Here is a 17144-nt window from a genome sequence, read left to right as displayed (position 1 = left end):
CAATCTTGCGGAAGACATAAGCGCTCCGGACGGTTTTGAAAAGCAAAGGGGGCCGCAAAGCCCCCCTTATGTTTCCGACTGTTACGGCGGCGTGAGCCCTCTCGGAGGTTCGCCGCCGAGATCTCAACTTCCGACCGCGCGTAACTGCACACCCTTGGCCTTCAGCGCGGCCCAGATCTTTGCATCCCGCCCGTAAATGTCGCGACGATACTCGACGCCGCCTTTCGGCAGAGTCACGGCGGTGCGGTAGACGAGGTGCACCGGCACATGTTCCTCAAGCTCGATGATGTTTTCCTGACGGGTTTTCAGATGCGACTGGAACAGACCGACCGGATCGCTGCTCTGCTTGGCCAAAAGCGCATAGGCGAAATCGAAGGGCTGTTGCAGGCGGATGCAGCCATGGGAGAAGGCGCGCACTTCGCGACCGAACAGGCTCTTCGACGGCGTGTCATGCAGGTAGATGTTGTACTTGTTCGGGAACATGAACTTCACGAGGCCGAGCGCATTGCCATCCGAGGGCGGCTGTTTCAGCGCATAGGGGAAGGTCTTGGTGGTGTATTGCGAGAAATCCACATTGGCCCGGTTCACAGTACGCCCCCGGCTGTCGACCAAGCGCAGATGGCCCGCCGCGTTCGGATTGCGCTGCATCATCGGCAGGTATTCCTTGACGGCGATGGAACGCGGCACGTTCCAGGTCGGGTTGATGACCATGTGCTCCATCTCGTCGGAGAACTCGGGGCTACGGCGATCGCCGGTGTTCTGGCCCACCACGGAGCGGGTTTCGAAGGTCACGCGTCCGTCGTCGACGATCTTGGCTGAGAAATCCGTCAGGTTGACCCAGATGTGACGTTTGCCCAGCGGCATGTTGATCCAGCGTTCACGCTCCAGCGCCACGAGGATCGAGGCGAGACGCGCCTCGGGACCGACATTGATCTCGGCCAGCGTGCCCTGCCCCACGACCCCATCCGGCGTCAGCCCGTGCTGCACCTGGAAGACCTGAACGGCCTTGGTCATCGCCGCATCGTAAGTGGTCGCCGCCGAGCGCGGCAGGTAGCCCATGGCCATCAGGCGGTTGCGCAGCGCAATCACACCATTGCCACTTTCGCCCGGTTCGTATTTCGATCCCGGCACCGTCGGCCCCCAGCCGCCCGCGCCCAGAACCCGCTCCATGTTTGCCTTCTCCTTCAGAAGGCGCGCATATTCCGGCGAGCCGGGCTCCAGTTTGCGCAGATAGGCCTGCGGATTGGATTTCACGAAATTGGTGAGCGTCTGCACGCCGTCGCGGTAAGGCACCTGACGCACCAGGCCCGCGTCGATGCGGGACGGGATCAACTGACCGGTCTGGATGTCGCGGGCGTAATCAAGAAAGAGCTGCGCCATGGCGACTTCGGCGCGGCCCAGATCGCGGTCGGACTTGATCGCGCGCAGATTGGCTTCGAGCAGCGTGGTGTCATAGGGGGCGAGGCCCTTTTCCGGCGCCGCCTGCACCGCACGCAGCAGCGCCTGACGGCGGGCTTTGGCGCGCGCGCTGTTGTCGGTGAAGATCGGTTTGTAACCGGTGGCGCGATAGAATTCGGACAGGTCCTTCGAGGACGCCGCCGCCTCGGCGATGGATTGCATCAGCGCACTGACCTGTTGCGCCGGTATCTGTTCGGCCTGTGCGGGCATCGGCGCCATCGGCAAAGCCGCCACGCTCACGCTGGTCCCCAGAAGCACGGCACTCAGGGTCTGACGGGTAAAGGCCGGAAGCCGGAACAAGGGGGCAAACAGCATGGCGATCCTCGGACAAAATTCAGCAGTCATTTCAGCGAGCCTACAGGAGATTGCGACTTTGCGTCAGGGGGAAGAATGCACCCTGGGGACACATGTGCCAAAAGCACAACACATCACAGATAAGGGAAGAAAACGGCATCTTTCCCCTTAAACCGCGCACGAAGCTGCACGGCAAAGCCTGATCGAAATGCCCTCTTCCGGAAGGCGAAACAGCATCCGTTCCTCGTTCCATGCCCAAATATTGAGACATTTTTGCTCCGTTCGACGGCCAAATCCGCGTGTTTTTCCGGCAACAGACAAGCGGATAGCTGCAAATTGCGCAAAAAACTGCCGATCGCCCGCATTCCCGGCAAATCCGGGCAAACCGATGCTTGGCCGAAGAATCGCAATGTGCCATAAAGCTGTCAGAACGGTGAACAGATCGTTACTTTACTGTGTGTCCGACGGGTTCGAAGGCAAAACCCTTCATAATCCGGTCAAAAGGACCAGAAAACGTGCCGGGTTTGATACCCGTCATGGTGCTGGCGAAAACATGGTAAAGAATGCCGTAAACAAACGGCAAGAAGTGTCGAAACAATCGGCACGCAACAGCAAGACCGCATGAGGCGGGAACAGGTAAGCGACGGGACGCTTTTGAGAATGACCAAAACCACTTCGGGTGTGATTTCACGCCGCGGGCTTCTTCGCGGATTTGCAGCAACAGCCATCAGCGCAGCTCCGGTCTATGCCAATGCCGCTGGCTTCCTGCGCGGCTCCGGCGACATCCGCCGCATCAACATGTACTCGGGCCGCACCGGTGAGAGCATTGACACGATCTACTGGGTCGAAGGCGAATACATCCCGGAAGCGCTCAAAGAAGTCACCTATTTCATGCGCGACTGGCGCAATTCCAAACTCAAGGCGATCGACGCGCGCACCGTGGACATCATGACCGCCGCGCATCGCCTGATGGAAACCGACGAGCCCTACATGCTCCTGTCCGGCTACCGCTCCCCCGAGACCAACGCCATGCTGCGCGCCCGCTCCGGCGGCGTTGCCAAGAACTCCCTGCACATGCGGGGTCAGGCCGCAGACCTGCGCCTCAAGTCGCGCTCGGTGTCGCAAATGGCCTCTGCTGCGAAATCCTGCTCCGCCGGTGGCGTGGGCACCTACCGTGGCTCCAACTTCGTGCACATGGATTGCGGCGTGGTCCGCACCTGGAACGGTTGAGACAGAAGGCTGATCCCGAACAGCTTTGGAAAGCCGCCCCATCCGGGCGGCTTTTTTTGTTGGTAACCGCTCGTGAAAGATTTATATGACCTTTCCCATCGGGTTCGTCCTGTTATCGAACCTGCAAAACCCTTTCAGAAAGAGACTTTGAGATGAAAAAGAGATTTCTCCCCCTGCCCTTGTTGCTTCTGACCGCCTGTGTTGAACCCATGGCTTATCCGGGGCAGCTCGACAAACAAGCCGCTGTCGCAGCACAAAGTTCCGCAACGCCGGTCGATCAGATCGCATTGACCCAGGCCGCGACGATCAACGGCGGGCGCTACAAGGAGCTTGGGCAAATTGAGGCCAGCGTTGGCAAGGTGACCGCGTTCCATCCGACGCCATCGGTTGCAGATGCAGAAAAGAAATTGCGGATCGAAGCCGCCGAGCTTGGCGCCGATGCCGTGATCAACGCAAAGATCGGTGCGCCCCACATCTGCCCTCTGAGCTGGTCGTGCCGCGACGTTTCAGGCACTGCCGTGGTTCTCCCCAAGTGATCCAGACAAACAAAAACGGCACCAAAATGGTGCCGTTTTCTCAGTCTCTATCTCTGTCCCGACAATCTATTCCGCAGGCGCCACCGGTTTGAGCCGCCCTGGCTCGTTGCTCTCGAGATAGGCCTCCTGTTCCGGCGTCAGTTCAATGCAATCGTAGCCGGTCACCATCGGTTTGACATGTTCGCGGAATCCATGCCCCGTGGTCAGCAGGTAGACGTGAACGATCACGAAGGCAAAGATCACATAGGCCGCCAGCAGGTGAATGTTGCGCACCACTTCGAGAACGAAGGTGCTGTCCGCCCCGCTGTCCCAGAAATTATAGGTCAGGTAGATGATACCCGAGACCCAGATCGCCGGGAAGACGACCCATTTCAGCCCGAAATAGGTCGCGGCCTGAAGGGGGTTGTGTTTGCGCAGCATCTGTTTCTGATAAGGTGGTTCCTCGCCCTTGAAGATGCCATAGGCATAGTAGCGCGCGGTGGCGAGCATACCTTCGACCTTCGGCAGGAACTGCCGCCAGGTGCCGGTGGTGAACAGCCAGAAGGTGGCGAAGATCCAGACCACCAGCAATGTCAGAGCCGAGAGCGTGTGCAGCATGACCGCCGGGCCGAAGGGGATAAGCTCATGCACGCCGCTGACCCGCAAGCCGGTGAACATCAGAACCGCGATCAACAGCGCCTGGGTCCAGTGCCAGAGCCGCTCGAAGCGGGGATAGACCTTGACGAAACGTTTGGACATCAGTGGGTTCCTCCTTTACCGCGCGACAGGAGCCGCAACAGGCCATGACCGACGACACCGAGCGCGGAGAGCAGCACGAGAAGCTGGCCTAGGCGCCCGACGATGGAATTCGGGTTGGTCCCCGGCATCACGACGCCCGCGAGGCCGACAAGACGCCCGTCTTCCGCGTGGCATTCGGCGCAATCCATCGCCTCGTCGGCAGGCGCGACCATATGGGTGATCGGCCAGTACATATAAGTGTCGATGAACCCGTATTCGCCGGAATAGGGCGAGCCTGCGGCTTTCATTCCCGCCTCGATCGCCTTGCCCCAATCGTAATTGGTCCAGAAGGCCGTGTCCGTGGTCGGTCCCCAGACGTGGGAATAGGCCAGCTTGTTATAGCCCGCATCATAGGATTGCCGCCCGACCATGCGTTTGAACGGCCAGATGCGGCTGTCCTCGCCGTCGGGCGTGCCCAGCACCTTGTTGATCTCGACGACCTGTGTCGGGTCGATCTCTTCTTCCGGCAGGGTGTAGTCCACCGCACCATTGAACCAGGCGTAGTAAGGCTCGACATTCTCGCCCCACTCGAAATCGCCTTTGATGGTCAGGTAAGTGTGCAACTCCTGCCCGTCGCTTTGGGTGAAATTATGTTCGGCAATCGGTTGACCTTCGGCGTTCAGCCGCCCCGCCGTGGACCAGTCCCAATAGGTCTTGGTCGCCACGCCGCCGCGGGCGAATTCCGGGATGTGACAGGTCTGGCAGGCGACTTTGTCGACGTGGTCATTGAGCTTGATCGCCATGAGATCGCCCTCATGCGGGCTGTCGCTGTGGCAGCTTTCGCAAGAGGCGGAGAACCGATGTTCACCCGGCTCACCCGTACCGATGGTGTCCTTCGCGTCCATCAGATAGCGCGACCCGGCCCAGTTGTGGCTCTCTTCCGTGTGGCAATCGGAACAGACCATATTGGCGCCGTCTTTCGACATATGCACGTCGGTGTGGATGTCCGGATCGTAAAGCGCCGAACTCAGATCGCCGTGCTTCACGTTGTCGCCGCCGCCACCGTAAAAATGGCACTGGCCGCAATTCTCGCGCGTCGGCATCCCCACGCTTTGCGCCGATTTCATCAGATCGACCGCCCAGGCATCGGCCCCGGTGATCGTCTGCCCCTTGACCGGCTCGCCCGGAACATCCCCCAGCGGCGGATGCCCGGCCCCGGTCGACAGCTTGGCATATTGCCCGGACTGGTCGTGACAGACGAGACAGTCGACCGCGGTCGATTGCTGCGGCGGCGCGCTGTGCATGTCGTCCCAGCCATAGCCCGCGTGACACGAGGTACAGCGCGGCTCGTTGCCGACGACATTGCCGCAAAAGGCGTTGATCACCTTGGACTTGCCAAGCGTCTGGCCCGTCACCGGGTTGTCGAATTCCCACTGGAAGTGGATCGAATGCATGACCTGATCGTCCGCCTCGGTATGGCACGACAGACAGGCCGCCGTAACTTCGGGGCCGGACTTGAACTCCTGCTGCAGGATCTCGAATTTCGAGTGATCCGCCGTCGAGCCCTCTCCGGGCACGGGCGGGATCACCTCCTGCGCGAAGGCGACACTGGCGGTGAGGCCGAACGCGAGGCTGTAAGCAAGGCGGGCGAACGCGGTGGTGTTGCGGCTGGCGTGCATGTGCTCCTCCCATTCACACGAGTCACCTCGTGCGTGGTATAAATTCACCCCAGTGAATACGAGCGTATGCGCAACCTCTTTGATCTATCGCAAATGCATCTTTGAAAATCGCTTGATCACCGTATTTTCCAATCAAAACCTTGCAACATTCCGTTTGTACCAGGTGCAGAGCCCCGCCCACCGAAGCGGACAGGGCCGGTTTCCCGCTGCGGACCGACAGAACGGCTCAGCGGATGCCCGCAGCCGCAAGCCGTGGCAGAACCTCATCGCGGAAATAGGGGAATTCCTCGACGTAATCTACGAAGGACAGCGTCGTACCGGCAAAACCCGCGTCATGCAGCCTGATCAGCCCCTCGGCGACCTGATCCGGCGTGCCGATCAAGGGGAAACCGCCATGGCCAAGCGCCATCACATTGCGGATCTGTGCCAGAAGGTCGTGCGGGAAGCTCTGGGCATGGGCGAATTGCAGGTTCACCAGATTGTCCACCGCCTCCCAGTCGATCTGGCTCATGATATAGTCGTGATATTCCTTCGCCTCGGCCTCGGTCGGGCGACAGATCACATGGCTGAAGGTCAGAACGCCGACATCGCGCCCCTTGCCCGCCGCCTTTTCGCGCAACTCCCTGATTTCCCCGACCGAACGGCTGAGGTCGATCGCGGGGGTGAAGAGGTAATTGGCATTCTGCGTCGCGAACTCGCGGCCAAGGCCCGACCCGGCGGCATTCAGAATCGGAACCTCGCCGTTGAGCGGCCAGGGATCGCCCTTCACCCCTTTAAGGTTGAAATACTCTCCTTCCCAATCGAAATGCTCTTTCTCGGTCCAAAGCTTCTGCACGATGTCGAACCATTCCTGCGCATAACCGTAGCGGGTTTCGTGATCCTCCGGCAGGGTGAGCCCCAGCGCCTCGTATTCCGGCTTGTTCCAGCCGGCGACCACATTGAGCCCCGCACGCCCCTGTCCGATCTGGTCCATAGTCGCGATCTGCTTGGCCACGACGACCGGGTGGTTTGCGGTGGTGTGGATCGTGGCGAAGACCGAAATATCTTTGGTATTCGCCAGCAAAGCCGTCGCCCAGGTGACGGTTTCGAGAACTCCGCCGTGGAAATCCGTCTCGCCGCCATAGCCGATCCAGCGCGCGATCGGCAGAATGAAATCCATGCCCGCCTCATCCAGCATCTTGCCGAGTTCGAGATTGTTCTCCCAGCTATTGACCCAGCGTTCGGGGGCCTTGCTGACCGTCATGCCCGAGGAGCAGTTCGACGAGAACGTCCCGAGCTTGAAGCCTTCCCTCTGAAGCATCTTGTTGTGTGCCATGTGTGTGTCTCCTGTTGGTCGTTACGTTTGATTCGAGTTTTGCTTTGATTTTTTATTTAAAACTTGAAGCTTTAACGCCTCTTGTGTCAAGCCTCATGACAGGAAAGACTGGGGCAATAATGTGCGTGATGAAAAAGGGATCAGCGGTGAGCGACGAACAGACAGGTCCACGCGGGCTCGACTTCAAATGGCACCTCTCCTCCGACGATGTGGAAATCGCCACGACGGAGATGGAATTCGCCCTGATGCGCACTTTCGAAAGCTTTGGACGCTGGCAGGCGGAATGCCTGATTGCCGCCTCCGGATTGACGCTGAGCGGGCCTGAGAATGCGCTTCTGCACATCATCCGGATGAACGACCGCCCAAAGTCGATCAAGGAACTGGCCCGGCTCAGCAATCGAGACGACATTCCCAACATTCAGTATTCACTCAGAAAAATGGTCTCAGCCGGGCTCATCACCAAACAGGGCACAAGCCGCACCGGCGTGACCTATGAGGCGACGGACAAGGGCAAATCCACCACCGATGTCTATGCCGAGATCCGCCGTCGTCTGCTGGTCAAGGAATTGCGCGAGATGCCGGATTTCGCCCAGAGGCTCGAAGAGGTCTCACGCACGCTCAACATGCTGTCGGGGATTTACGAAGAGGCCTCGCGCGTAGTTGCCACGCACAGGCGATAATCAGAGCCGATGCTCTCAAAGCCGCCCCGCACCCCGCAAGGTCTCGCTGGGCGTGCAGCCGAATTTGCGCCGGTACTGTTCGGAAAACCGCCCGAGATGAAAGAACCCGAGCTGCATCGCTACCTCGGTGACACGGGTGGCAGGCCCCGGATGGCTCAGCTCCTGCCAGGCGCGCTCCAGCCGCAGGTCGCGCAACACCGTCATCGGGGAGCGTCCCCGCCCGGCCCGAAACGCCGCCTGCAACGCCCGCTCGCTCACCCCGACCGCACGCGCGAGCGTTTCGAGCGTGATCGCCTCCGTGAGATGCGCGCGCATATATTCCTCCGCCAGACGCACCGCTCGCGGCAAGGGCCCGCCGGTCTCCGCCGCCCGATCCGAAAGATTGTGCCGCTGGGTCTGCAACAACCCGACCATCAGCATGGTCTCCAATTGCTGCCCCATCAGCCCTCCCGCCCCCAAAAGACCCTCGCCGCTCATCGCATAGCTCAACAGCCCAAGGAAGGCCTTGCCCTCTCCCGCGCGCATGTCATTAGCGCCTGAGAACCGCAGGCTCTGCCCCGTCGGCAGACCGAAATGGCTCCGCGCCGCCTTTTGCAGCGCCTCGCGCCGGACCTGGATCATCAACTGCGCACAGCCCTCGCCCCAGATCATGCAGGTATCCTCTTCCGGATTCACCACACCGCCACGACCGCCGCCGATCTCGTGGCAGTTCGTGCCGTTGGCAATCGAGGCATGCCCGGAGAGCGGATATTGGAACAGGTAGAAGTCGCGCAGCGCCCCGGGCGTGATCATCGTCTTCGCCGTATAGGTCATCACATTGACCGACAGAGCGCGCCCCGACAGCCGGTTGTGCCGCGCCTCGAACCGCCCGCGCCCCATCGGATCGAGCCGGTGATCGCAATAGACCTCCGCCACCCGCGCGCGGGCCTCGTCCACATCGGTGGAGGCAAAGAGCGGCGAGGCGGACAGCGGAAGGGCCTCTGGCCGCCCATGGATCTGATGCATCCCACCAAGGGACATGGCACCCCCGACTTGCTTCAAGAGTGAAGTAAATATTTGCGCATTCCGGATAGGCCGGACGCAATCAGGATAGCGCGCGCCCGGGTGTGGCAGGCAAGTGTTTTTTACAAATTCATAACAAACAGGGAGACGCAGATGCGCGGATTGAAGGACAAAGTCGCGATTGTGCCCGGCGGTGCCACAAAAATTGGCGCTGCCGTGGTGAAATGCTTTCGCGAGCACGGAGTGAAGGTGATTGTCGCCGATATTGACGCCAAGGGCGGCGCGGCGCTCGAAGCCGACGGGATCACATTTGTCGAGGCCAATATCCGCTCGGATAACGACATCGCCAGGATCGTCGCCACCGCGATGGAGACCTATGGCCGGATTGACTTTCTGGTGAATGTCGTCGCCACCTATCTCGACAACGGTGCGGAGAGCACGCGGACCGAATGGCTCGAAGCTTTGGATGTGAACATTGTCGGCTCGGTCATGCTGATGCAGTCGGCGCGCGCCGAGCTTGCGAAGAACAAGGGCGCGATCGTCAATTTCGGCTCGATCTCGGCCCGCGTGGCACAGACCGGGCGCTGGCTTTACCCGGTGTCGAAAGCAGCGATCCTGCAACTGACACGCAATCAGGCGATGGATCTCGCCCCCGATGGCATCCGCGTCAACGCGGTCTCGCCGGGCTGGACCTGGTCCAACATCATGGACAGCCTGACCGGCGGCGACCGCGAAAAGACCGACGCCGTCGGCGCGGACTACCACCTCTTCCCCCGCGTCGGCGACCCGGAAGAGGTGGCGCAGGCGATCATGTTCCTCTGCTCCGACGAGGCGTCTTTCGTGACCGGCACCGACATTCGCGTCGATGGCGGCTATACGGCGATGGGCCCCGAAGGCAAGCTTCCGGCGATCCCGCGCCTGATGGACTGATCCGATAAAACCCAAGCAAAAACAAACACAACAGGAGAGAAGCGCATGAAACGCATCACCATCGTCGGCGGCGGCCAATCGGGCCTGCAACTCGCCATCGGGCTCTTGCAAAAGGGCTATGACGTCAAGATCATCCAAGACCGCACCGGCGATCAGATCGCTGCGGGCCGGGTTTTGTCGTCGCAATGCCAGTTCGACGCGGCCCTGGACCACGAACGCGCCCTTGGCATCAATTTCTGGGAAGACACCTGCCCGCCGGTCGAAGGCATTTCCTTCACCGTGCCCAACCCCGAAGGCCCCGGCAAGGCGGTCGAATGGGCCGCCAAGCTCGACGCCAAGGGGCAATCCATCGACCAGCGGGTGAAGATGCCGCGCTGGCTCGAAGAGTTCTCTCGTTTGGGCGGCAATCTGGTCATTGCCACGGCGGACATCGCCATGTTGGAACACGAGGCCAAGAGCGCCGATCTGGTGCTGGTGGCCTCCGGCAAGGGCGAGATCGGCAAGCTTTTTGAGCGCGACGCGGAGCGCTCGCCTTTCGATGCGCCGCAGCGCGCGCTGGCGCTGACCTATGTCCATGGTATGGCCCCGCGCGAAAACTTTTCGGCGGTGAATTTCAACCTCATCCCCGGCGTTGGCGAATATTTCGTCTTCCCGGCGCTCACAAAATCCGGCCCCTGCGAGATCATGGTGTTCGAAGGCGTTCCCGGCGGCCCGATGGATTGCTGGAAGGACGCAACAACCCCCGCCACCCATCTCGAAACCTCGCTCAACATCCTGAAAACCTTCACGCCGTGGGAATATGACCGCTGCAAAAACGTCGAACTGACCGATGACAACGGCATTCTCGCGGGCCGCTTCCCGCCGACCGTGCGCAAACCGGTGGCCACCCTGCCTTCGGGCGCCAAGGTGCTGGGCCTCGGCGATGCGGTCTGCCTCAACGATCCGATCACCGGCCAAGGTGCCAACAATGCGGCCAAGGCGGCGGCGGTCTATTTCGACGCCATTCTCGCGCAGGGCGACAAGCCCTTCGACGAGGCGTGGATGAGCGCCACCTTCGAACGCTTCTGGGATTATGCGCAATGGGTCGTGCGCTGGACCAATATGATGCTGCTGCCGCCGCCCTTTGTGCTCAACATCATGGGTTCGGCGCAGGTTCTGCCGGGGCTGGCGCACCGGATTGCCAACGGCTTTGACGATCCGCGCGATTTCTTCCCGTGGTTCGCTGATCCGGCGGCCGCCGAAGATTATCTCACCAGCCTTCAGGCCGCCTGAATGCTTGATGTCGCGACCTTCCGTCAGGCCATGGGCCTCTTCCCCGGCGCGGTGACATTGATCACCACCGGGGAAGGCGATTTGAGGCGCGGGATCACGGCGACGGCGGTGTGTTCGGTCACCGACAGCCCGCCGTCGCTTTTGGTCTGTGTCAATCGCAAGACCGGGACCTGTCAGGAAATCCAGCATTCGGGTCGATTTTCCGTGCAACTCCTGAGTGCGGATCAGACCGATCTGGCGCTCTGTTTTGCCGGAGCAACCGGAGCGACGGGGATCGGGAAATTCGATGCCTCGGACTGGATCACATGTCCCGCAGGGTTGCCCCGGCTCGAAACCGCACTGGCAAGCCTGTCCTGCCGGGTCACCTCGTCGAGCGAGAATGGCAGCCATATGGTGTTCATCGGCGCGATCGAGGATGCGGCACTGCGGGAGGGCGAGGCATTGATCTACGCCCGGTCCAGATTTCGGCGCCTTGAAACCGTCTAAGGAAAAGGCCCCCGCGGGGGCCTTTTTATTGTGCCAGTTCCGGATGGAGATAGCGGGAGAGCCCCGCGCGGCAATCCTCCGGCCAGGGGTGGGATTTGTGATCGGTCGTCGAGGTCATCACGATCAACTGTTCGATGGTCCAGAGCACATCGCCGTTGGCCGTCACCACCGTGTAGAGATCCAGCGAGCTTTTGCCGATCCTGCGCACATGCACATTGAATTCGAGCACATCGCCATAGACGGCGGGTTTCTTGAACTCGATGGTCATCTTGACCGACGGCAACCCAAGATGGCGCTCGAACATCAGCTCCTTCCAGGTCACGCCGAAAGACGCGAACATCGCCTCGTTCACATCGACCAGCATCGACAGATAGGCCGGGTGATAGGCGATCCCGGTCAGATCGCAATCACCAAAGCGCATGGGTTTTTGAATCGTGAAGGGCATGACGCGTCCTTTTCGTTATGCAAGCGTAGACCCGAAAACCCGAGTCGCTCGCGGAATATTACTTTATATCTAAACATTATGCACAAAATTAAACAGGTCAAGAATATCTGTGACATCCATTAAAAACAAAATTTATGCCCTTATTTTATTGATGTTTTCATGATTTGAATTTTTTGGCCCGATATTTATTTTAGTCTTGAAGTATTTTTAAATACAGATAATCTAAACAAAACCAAACAGGGAAAGTATGCGCCATGAAGATCGCCATTCTCGGCGGCGGCCCCTCCGGCCTCTATTTCGCCATTTCGATGAAGCTGCGCGATGCAGCCCATGAGATCACCGTCTATGAACGCAACCGCTTCGACGACACCTTCGGCTGGGGCGTTGTGCTCTCGGACGAAACCATGTCCAATTTCGAGGACAACGATCCGGTATCGGAGAAGATGATCCGCGATCACTTTGCCTATTGGGACGACGTCAAGGTGGTGCGCGGCGATGAGGCGATGACCTCCGGCGGCCACGGCTTCTGCGGCATCGGCCGCAAGCAGATGTTGCTTCTGTTGCAAGACCGCGCCCGCGAACTGGGCGTCCATCTCGCGTTTGAATCCGACATCACGCCGGAACGCATCGAAGAGCTGAAAGCCTCGCACGACCTGCTGGTCGCCGCCGACGGGCTCAATTCCAAGACCCGCAGTCTCTACGAGGATAAGTTCCAACCCGAGATCGACATGCGCAAGAACCATTTCGTCTGGCTCGGCACGCATCAGAAGTTCGACGACGCCTTCACCTTCATCTTCGAGGATACCGAACACGGCTGGATCTGGGCTCATGCCTATCAGTTCGACGAAGACACCGCGACGTTCATCGTGGAATGCGGGCCGGAGACCTACAGAGCCTTCGGGTTCGAAACGCTGTCGCAACAAGACAGCATCGCGCTGTGCGAAAAGATTTTCGCCAAGCATCTCGGCGGCCATACCCTGATGACCAATGCCAACCACATTCGCGGCTCCGCCTGGATCCAATTTCCGCGCGTGACCTGTGAAAACTGGTATTTCGACAATGTCGTGCTTCTGGGCGACGCCTCGGCCACCGCGCATTTCTCGATCGGCTCCGGCTCCAAGCTTGGCATGGAAAGTGCGATCATGCTGGCCGACGAGTTGAACTCCGGCAAATCCCTGAAAGACGCACTGCAAAGCTATCAGGACGAGCGCAAATTACAGGTGATCCGCGTCACCTCGGCGGCGCGCAACTCCACCACATGGTTCGAAGAGGTGGAACGCTACCTCTCCCTCGATCTAATGCAGTTCAACTACGCGCTTCTGACCCGCTCGCAGCGGATCAGCCATGAAAACCTGCGCTTGCGCGACCCGGACTGGCTGGGCTCTGCCGAAGCGTGGTTTCAGAAACAGGCCGGAAGCAATTCCACCCGCCGCCCGATGTTCGCGCCGTTCAAACTGCGCGACATGGAGCTGGTGAACCGCGTCGTCGTCTCCCCCATGGCGCAATACAAGGCCAGGGACGGCATGCCGACCGACTGGCACCTGATCCATTACGCCGAGCGCGCCAAGGGCGGTGCGGGCCTTGTCTTCACCGAAATGCTCTGTGTTTCGATGCAGGGCCGGATCACCCCCGGCTGCCCCTGCATTGGCGAAGATCAGGTCCCGGCATGGTCGCGTCTGGTCGAGTTCGTCCATACGGAAACCCCCGCAAAGATGTGCGCCCAGATCGGCCACGCGGGCCGCAAAGGTTCGACCCGTCTCGCATGGGACGGCATCGACAAACCGCTGCCCGAAGGCGAAAACTGGCCGCTGTTGTCGGCGTCCGCCATCCCGCTGATGGAGGGCAATGTGGTGCCCAAGGCGATGGACCGCACGGATATGGATATGGTCAAGGCCCAGTTCGTCGAGGCCGTGCATGCCGCTTCCAAAGCGGGCTTCGACATGATCGAAATGCACGCTGCCCACGGCTATCTTCTGGCCTCCTTCATTTCCCCCGTGACCAACACGCGCGACGATGACTATGGCGGCAGCCTGGAAAAACGCATGCGCTATCCGCTCGAAGTGTTCGAGGCGATGCGCGCCGCATGGCCCGCCTCGAAACCGATGACCGTGCGCATTTCCGCCCACGACTGGATGGGCGACGCGGGCGTCACCCCCGAGGAGGCCGTCGAAATCGCTGCCCTGTTCAAAGCCGCCGGCGCCGATGCGATCAACACCTCGTCGGGCCAAACCGACAAGGCCGAACAGCCGGTCTATGGCCGCATGTTCCAGGTGCCGTTTGCCGACCGCATCCGTCAGGACGTCCATGTGCCGACGCTGGTCGCGGGCAATATCTACGAGCCGGATCACGTCAACTCGATCCTGATGGCCGGGCGCGCGGACCTTGTGCTTTTGGCCCGTCCGCACCTTGCCGACCCCTACTGGACGCTGCACGCAGCGGTCGAGTTGGGCGACGAGGAACAGGCATGGCCTGCCCCCTACGAGGGCGGTCGGCGTCAGGCCAACACCTTGGCCGAACGGGCGAAAGCGATGGCGTCATGAGGCTTGCGGGCAAGAAAGCCTTTGTGACAGGGGGCGGCTCCGGGGTCGGGGCCGTCATCGCCACCATGCTTGCGGACGCGGGCGCGGAGGTCACGATCTGTGGCCGCCGCGCGGGCCCTTTGGAGGCCGTCGCGACCCATACGAACATCTCCGCCACCGTCGCCGACATCACCGACGAGGCCACGATCTCGGACGCCATCGCCACCTGCGAGCCCGACATCGTCGTGGCCAACGCCGGCGCTTCGGAAAGCGCGCCTTTCGCGAAAACCGAACTCGCCGACTTTGAACGGATGATGCACGTGAACCTGACCGGCACCTTCCTGACCCTGCGCGAAGGGACAAAGGCGCTTCATGGCAAGCCCTGGGGCCGCCTCATCGCCATCGCCTCCACCGCCGGGATCAAGGGTTATCCCTATGTCGCGCCCTATGCGGCGGCGAAACACGGTGTGGTCGGCATGGTCAAATCCGTGGCCCTCGAACTCGTCCGCAAAGGCATCACCGTCAACGCCATCTGCCCCGGCTTTCTCGACACGGAGATGACCGCGCGCTCCATCGCCAACATCGTCGAGAAAACCGGCCGCTCCCCCGAAGAGGCCCGTGCTTCGCTCGAAGCCACCAACCCCATGCATCGCCTCGTGCCGCCCGAAGACGTCGCCCGCGCCGTGCTCTGGCTCTGCGGCGAGGGCTCCGATATGGTCACCGGACAATGTATTTCGGTTTCCGGAGGAGAAACATGAGCGCTATTTTCAAACTGTCCCGTCAGGTCGAATTCAACCATTGCGACGCTGCGGGCATCGTCTTTTATCCGCGTTATTTCGAAATGATCGCCGCCGTTCAGGAACGGTTCTTCGCCGATGCGCTCGGCGCGAGCTGGGCGGAGATGACCCCGGCGGGTCTCGGCACGCCGATGGGCGAGATCACCGTGCGCTTTTCCAACCCGTCGCGGCTGGGCGACATGCTCGATTTCGCGCTGGTCGTCCCCCGGATCGGCACCGCCTCCGCCGGGTTGGACATCACCTGCCATTCGGGCGGCGAATTGCGTTTCAGCTGCAACGCCACCGTTGTCTACGCCGCGTTCGACACCGGCCGCTCCCTGCCCTGGCCCGCCGACTTGCGCACCAAACTTACAGAATTCCTCCCAGAAGACCGAAAGAAAACCGCATGACCGCACTGACCCCCCATATGTTTCTGCAACCCGACGGCTGGGTCCCGGCCAAGGGGTATGCCAATGGCGTACTGGCCGAGGGCCGCCTTGTCTTCACCGGCGGGCTCGTCGGCTGGAGCGGCGCACAAGAGTGGGAGCATACGGATATGGCGGGCCAGTTCCGCCAGACGCTCGAAAATATCGTCGCCGTGCTCGCCGAGGCGGGCGCGCGCCCCGAACATCTCGTGCGCCTGACCTGGTACATCACCGACAAGCAGGAATACCTGGCGAACCTGCGCGCCTTCGGGGCGGCCTATCGCGAGGTGATCGGCCGGCATTTCCCCGCCATGGCCGTGGTGCAGGTCGCCGCCCTGATGGAAGACGAGGCCAAAATCGAGATCGAAGCCACCGCCGTCATCCCCCATGACTGAGGCCCTCCACAGCTCCGTCCCGGCCCTCATCACCGTCGCGCCCTACGATCAGGTGACGCCGCGCGGGACCATCTTCGGCGGCTGGCTCATGGCGCAGATCGACCATGCCGCCGGGTTGGCGGGACGTAAAATCGCCCAGGGCGATGTCATGATCGTCTCCGTCAAGGAGCTGACCTTCCTCGGTCCGCTCGCGCCCGGCGAAGAATTCGTGATGCACGCCGCCCTGATCCGCCGTGGCAACAGCTCCTTTACACTGTCGCTATCGGGCGAGGCAGAACCCGACACAGAATCCCGCCCGGTGCTGCGTGCCGAAGCTGTGCTCGTGGCGGTCGATGCTGAGGGAAAGCCGCGCAAATTGCCGGAACCACTCTCATAATTCCTGTCGCGACAGAGATACCTCGGGCCGGGCGTTTTCATGCCGCAGATGCAGCTTTCGCTTTACGCTCAGCTTTGAAAGTCGATATATGAAATAAATCATCTGTGCGAGTGGAGGCCGGAATGGCGGCAAGAATGGCAACCGAAACGAAAGAAACGGATGAAGGCCTCGCCCGGCAGCGGCTGCGGCTCTGGCTTCAGATGCTCAAGGCGGTGCGCCATATCGAGGCCAATCTGCGCGAGAAACTGCGCGAGGGCTATGACACCACCCTGCCCCGGTTCGACGTTCTGGCCGCCCTCCACGCCACGCCCGAGGGCATGAAGATGAGCGAGCTGTCGCAGCATCTCGTGGTGTCCAACGGCAATGTCACCGGCGTCGTCGACCGTCTGGTCGGCGAAGGTCTGGCCGAACGCCAGACCATGGAAAGCGACCGCCGCGCCTTTCTCGTGCGGATCACCGACAAGGGCCGCGCGCTGATGGATGAAATGACCGCCGAACATCGTGGCTGGATCGACGAGATGTTCGAGAACGTCTCGGAATCCGACGCGGCGCGGGGCATTTCGATCATGCTCGACATCCGGCACAAGGACTGAGCCGGGCGCGCGCCTT

General features: G+C 60.9%; 18 protein-coding genes. 12 read left to right on the top strand and 6 right to left on the bottom strand.

Annotation, left to right across the window (positions count from 1 at the left end; genetic code table 11):
* Window positions 1–123 precede the first annotated feature (123 nt).
* Entirely contained in the window at window positions 124–1773 is a 1650-nt protein-coding gene (locus NH195_RS16750) for a L,D-transpeptidase family protein (RefSeq protein WP_081423990.1), read from the bottom strand.
* Window positions 1774–2412: 639 nt separating this feature from the next.
* Between NH195_RS16750 and mepK the strand changes: the two genes are divergently transcribed.
* Together mepK and NH195_RS16740 are read left to right on the top strand one after the other, a co-directional pair.
* On the top strand, window positions 2413–2982 hold the full coding sequence (gene mepK, locus NH195_RS16745; RefSeq protein ID WP_066709576.1) for a peptidoglycan L,D-endopeptidase MepK: 570 nt from the start codon (window positions 2413–2415) through the stop codon (window positions 2980–2982).
* Between the two features lie 152 nt (window positions 2983–3134).
* A complete protein-coding gene (locus NH195_RS16740; protein WP_066709573.1) occupies window positions 3135–3518 on the top strand; it encodes a hypothetical protein in 384 nt (127 codons plus the stop codon).
* A 66-nt stretch (window positions 3519–3584) separates the two neighbouring features.
* Here NH195_RS16740 and NH195_RS16735 read toward each other — a convergent pair whose 3' ends face one another.
* The 3 genes from NH195_RS16735 to NH195_RS16725 all read right to left on the bottom strand — a co-directional run bounded on the left by NH195_RS16735 (window position 3585) and on the right by NH195_RS16725 (window position 7229).
* Window positions 3585–4256 carry a cytochrome b/b6 domain-containing protein gene (locus tag NH195_RS16735; protein WP_066709570.1) on the bottom strand — a complete coding sequence of 224 codons (672 nt, stop codon included), beginning with the start codon at window positions 4254–4256 and terminating at the stop codon, window positions 3585–3587.
* Entirely contained in the window at window positions 4256–5914 is a 1659-nt protein-coding gene (locus NH195_RS16730) for a tetrathionate reductase family octaheme c-type cytochrome (protein ID WP_066709568.1), read from the bottom strand. The genes NH195_RS16735 and NH195_RS16730 overlap by 1 nt, the downstream gene beginning before the upstream one ends.
* A gap of 226 nt (window positions 5915–6140) precedes the next feature.
* Complete coding sequence (locus NH195_RS16725; protein WP_066709566.1) at window positions 6141–7229, bottom strand: LLM class flavin-dependent oxidoreductase; 1089 nt, start codon at window positions 7227–7229, stop codon at window positions 6141–6143.
* A gap of 128 nt (window positions 7230–7357) precedes the next feature.
* Here NH195_RS16725 and NH195_RS16720 point away from each other — a divergent pair, with 128 nt between their 5' ends.
* Window positions 7358–7909 carry a winged helix DNA-binding protein gene (locus NH195_RS16720; RefSeq protein ID WP_066709934.1) on the top strand — a complete coding sequence of 184 codons (552 nt, stop codon included), beginning with the start codon at window positions 7358–7360 and terminating at the stop codon, window positions 7907–7909.
* A gap of 15 nt (window positions 7910–7924) precedes the next feature.
* Here NH195_RS16720 and NH195_RS16715 read toward each other — a convergent pair whose 3' ends face one another.
* A complete protein-coding gene (locus NH195_RS16715) occupies window positions 7925–8929 on the bottom strand; it encodes an AraC family transcriptional regulator (RefSeq protein WP_081423989.1) in 1005 nt (334 codons plus the stop codon).
* 135 nt (window positions 8930–9064) lie between these two features.
* Here NH195_RS16715 and NH195_RS16710 point away from each other — a divergent pair, with 135 nt between their 5' ends.
* From NH195_RS16710 to NH195_RS16700, 3 genes are read left to right on the top strand one after another with little or no spacing between them, the layout of a single operon-like run.
* A complete protein-coding gene (locus NH195_RS16710; protein WP_066709562.1) occupies window positions 9065–9841 on the top strand; it encodes an SDR family oxidoreductase in 777 nt (258 codons plus the stop codon).
* A gap of 45 nt (window positions 9842–9886) precedes the next feature.
* Window positions 9887–11113 carry a styrene monooxygenase/indole monooxygenase family protein gene (locus NH195_RS16705; protein WP_066709560.1) on the top strand — a complete coding sequence of 409 codons (1227 nt, stop codon included), beginning with the start codon at window positions 9887–9889 and terminating at the stop codon, window positions 11111–11113.
* Entirely contained in the window at window positions 11114–11599 is a 486-nt protein-coding gene (locus NH195_RS16700) for a flavin reductase family protein (protein ID WP_066709556.1), read from the top strand.
* 25 nt (window positions 11600–11624) lie between these two features.
* On the opposite strand, the gene NH195_RS16695 is transcribed toward NH195_RS16700, so the two are convergent.
* A complete protein-coding gene (locus tag NH195_RS16695) occupies window positions 11625–12044 on the bottom strand; it encodes an acyl-CoA thioesterase (protein WP_066709553.1) in 420 nt (139 codons plus the stop codon).
* 254 nt (window positions 12045–12298) lie between these two features.
* On the opposite strand from NH195_RS16695, the gene NH195_RS16690 reads away from it, so the two are divergent.
* The 6 genes from NH195_RS16690 to NH195_RS16665 all read left to right on the top strand — a co-directional run bounded on the left by NH195_RS16690 (window position 12299) and on the right by NH195_RS16665 (window position 17128).
* Window positions 12299–14584, top strand: coding sequence for a bifunctional salicylyl-CoA 5-hydroxylase/oxidoreductase (locus NH195_RS16690; RefSeq protein ID WP_066709550.1), 2286 nt, complete (start codon window positions 12299–12301; stop codon window positions 14582–14584).
* On the top strand, window positions 14581–15321 hold the full coding sequence (locus tag NH195_RS16685; RefSeq protein WP_066709547.1) for an SDR family NAD(P)-dependent oxidoreductase: 741 nt from the start codon (window positions 14581–14583) through the stop codon (window positions 15319–15321). Before NH195_RS16690 ends, NH195_RS16685 begins: the two co-directional genes overlap by 4 nt.
* Window positions 15318–15749 (top strand): acyl-CoA thioesterase, encoded by a 432-nt coding sequence (locus tag NH195_RS16680; protein WP_066709545.1) that lies wholly within the window; start codon window positions 15318–15320, stop codon window positions 15747–15749. Before NH195_RS16685 ends, NH195_RS16680 begins: the two co-directional genes overlap by 4 nt.
* Window positions 15746–16159: a RidA family protein gene (locus tag NH195_RS16675; protein ID WP_066709543.1), complete on the top strand. Its 414-nt coding sequence runs from the start codon at window positions 15746–15748 to the stop codon at window positions 16157–16159. Before NH195_RS16680 ends, NH195_RS16675 begins: the two co-directional genes overlap by 4 nt.
* Window positions 16152–16535, top strand: coding sequence for an acyl-CoA thioesterase (locus NH195_RS16670; protein ID WP_066709541.1), 384 nt, complete (start codon window positions 16152–16154; stop codon window positions 16533–16535). The genes NH195_RS16675 and NH195_RS16670 overlap by 8 nt, the downstream gene beginning before the upstream one ends.
* A 134-nt stretch (window positions 16536–16669) precedes the next feature.
* On the top strand, window positions 16670–17128 hold the full coding sequence (locus NH195_RS16665; protein WP_066709539.1) for a MarR family winged helix-turn-helix transcriptional regulator: 459 nt from the start codon (window positions 16670–16672) through the stop codon (window positions 17126–17128).
* Window positions 17129–17144 lie beyond the last annotated feature (16 nt).

Source organism: Celeribacter ethanolicus (assembly GCF_001550095.1).
Taxonomy (GTDB): Bacteria; Pseudomonadota; Alphaproteobacteria; order Rhodobacterales; family Rhodobacteraceae; genus Celeribacter; species Celeribacter ethanolicus.
The sequence above is the reverse complement of the archived record's forward strand: the minus strand, read 5'-3'. Positions and strand labels throughout refer to the sequence as shown.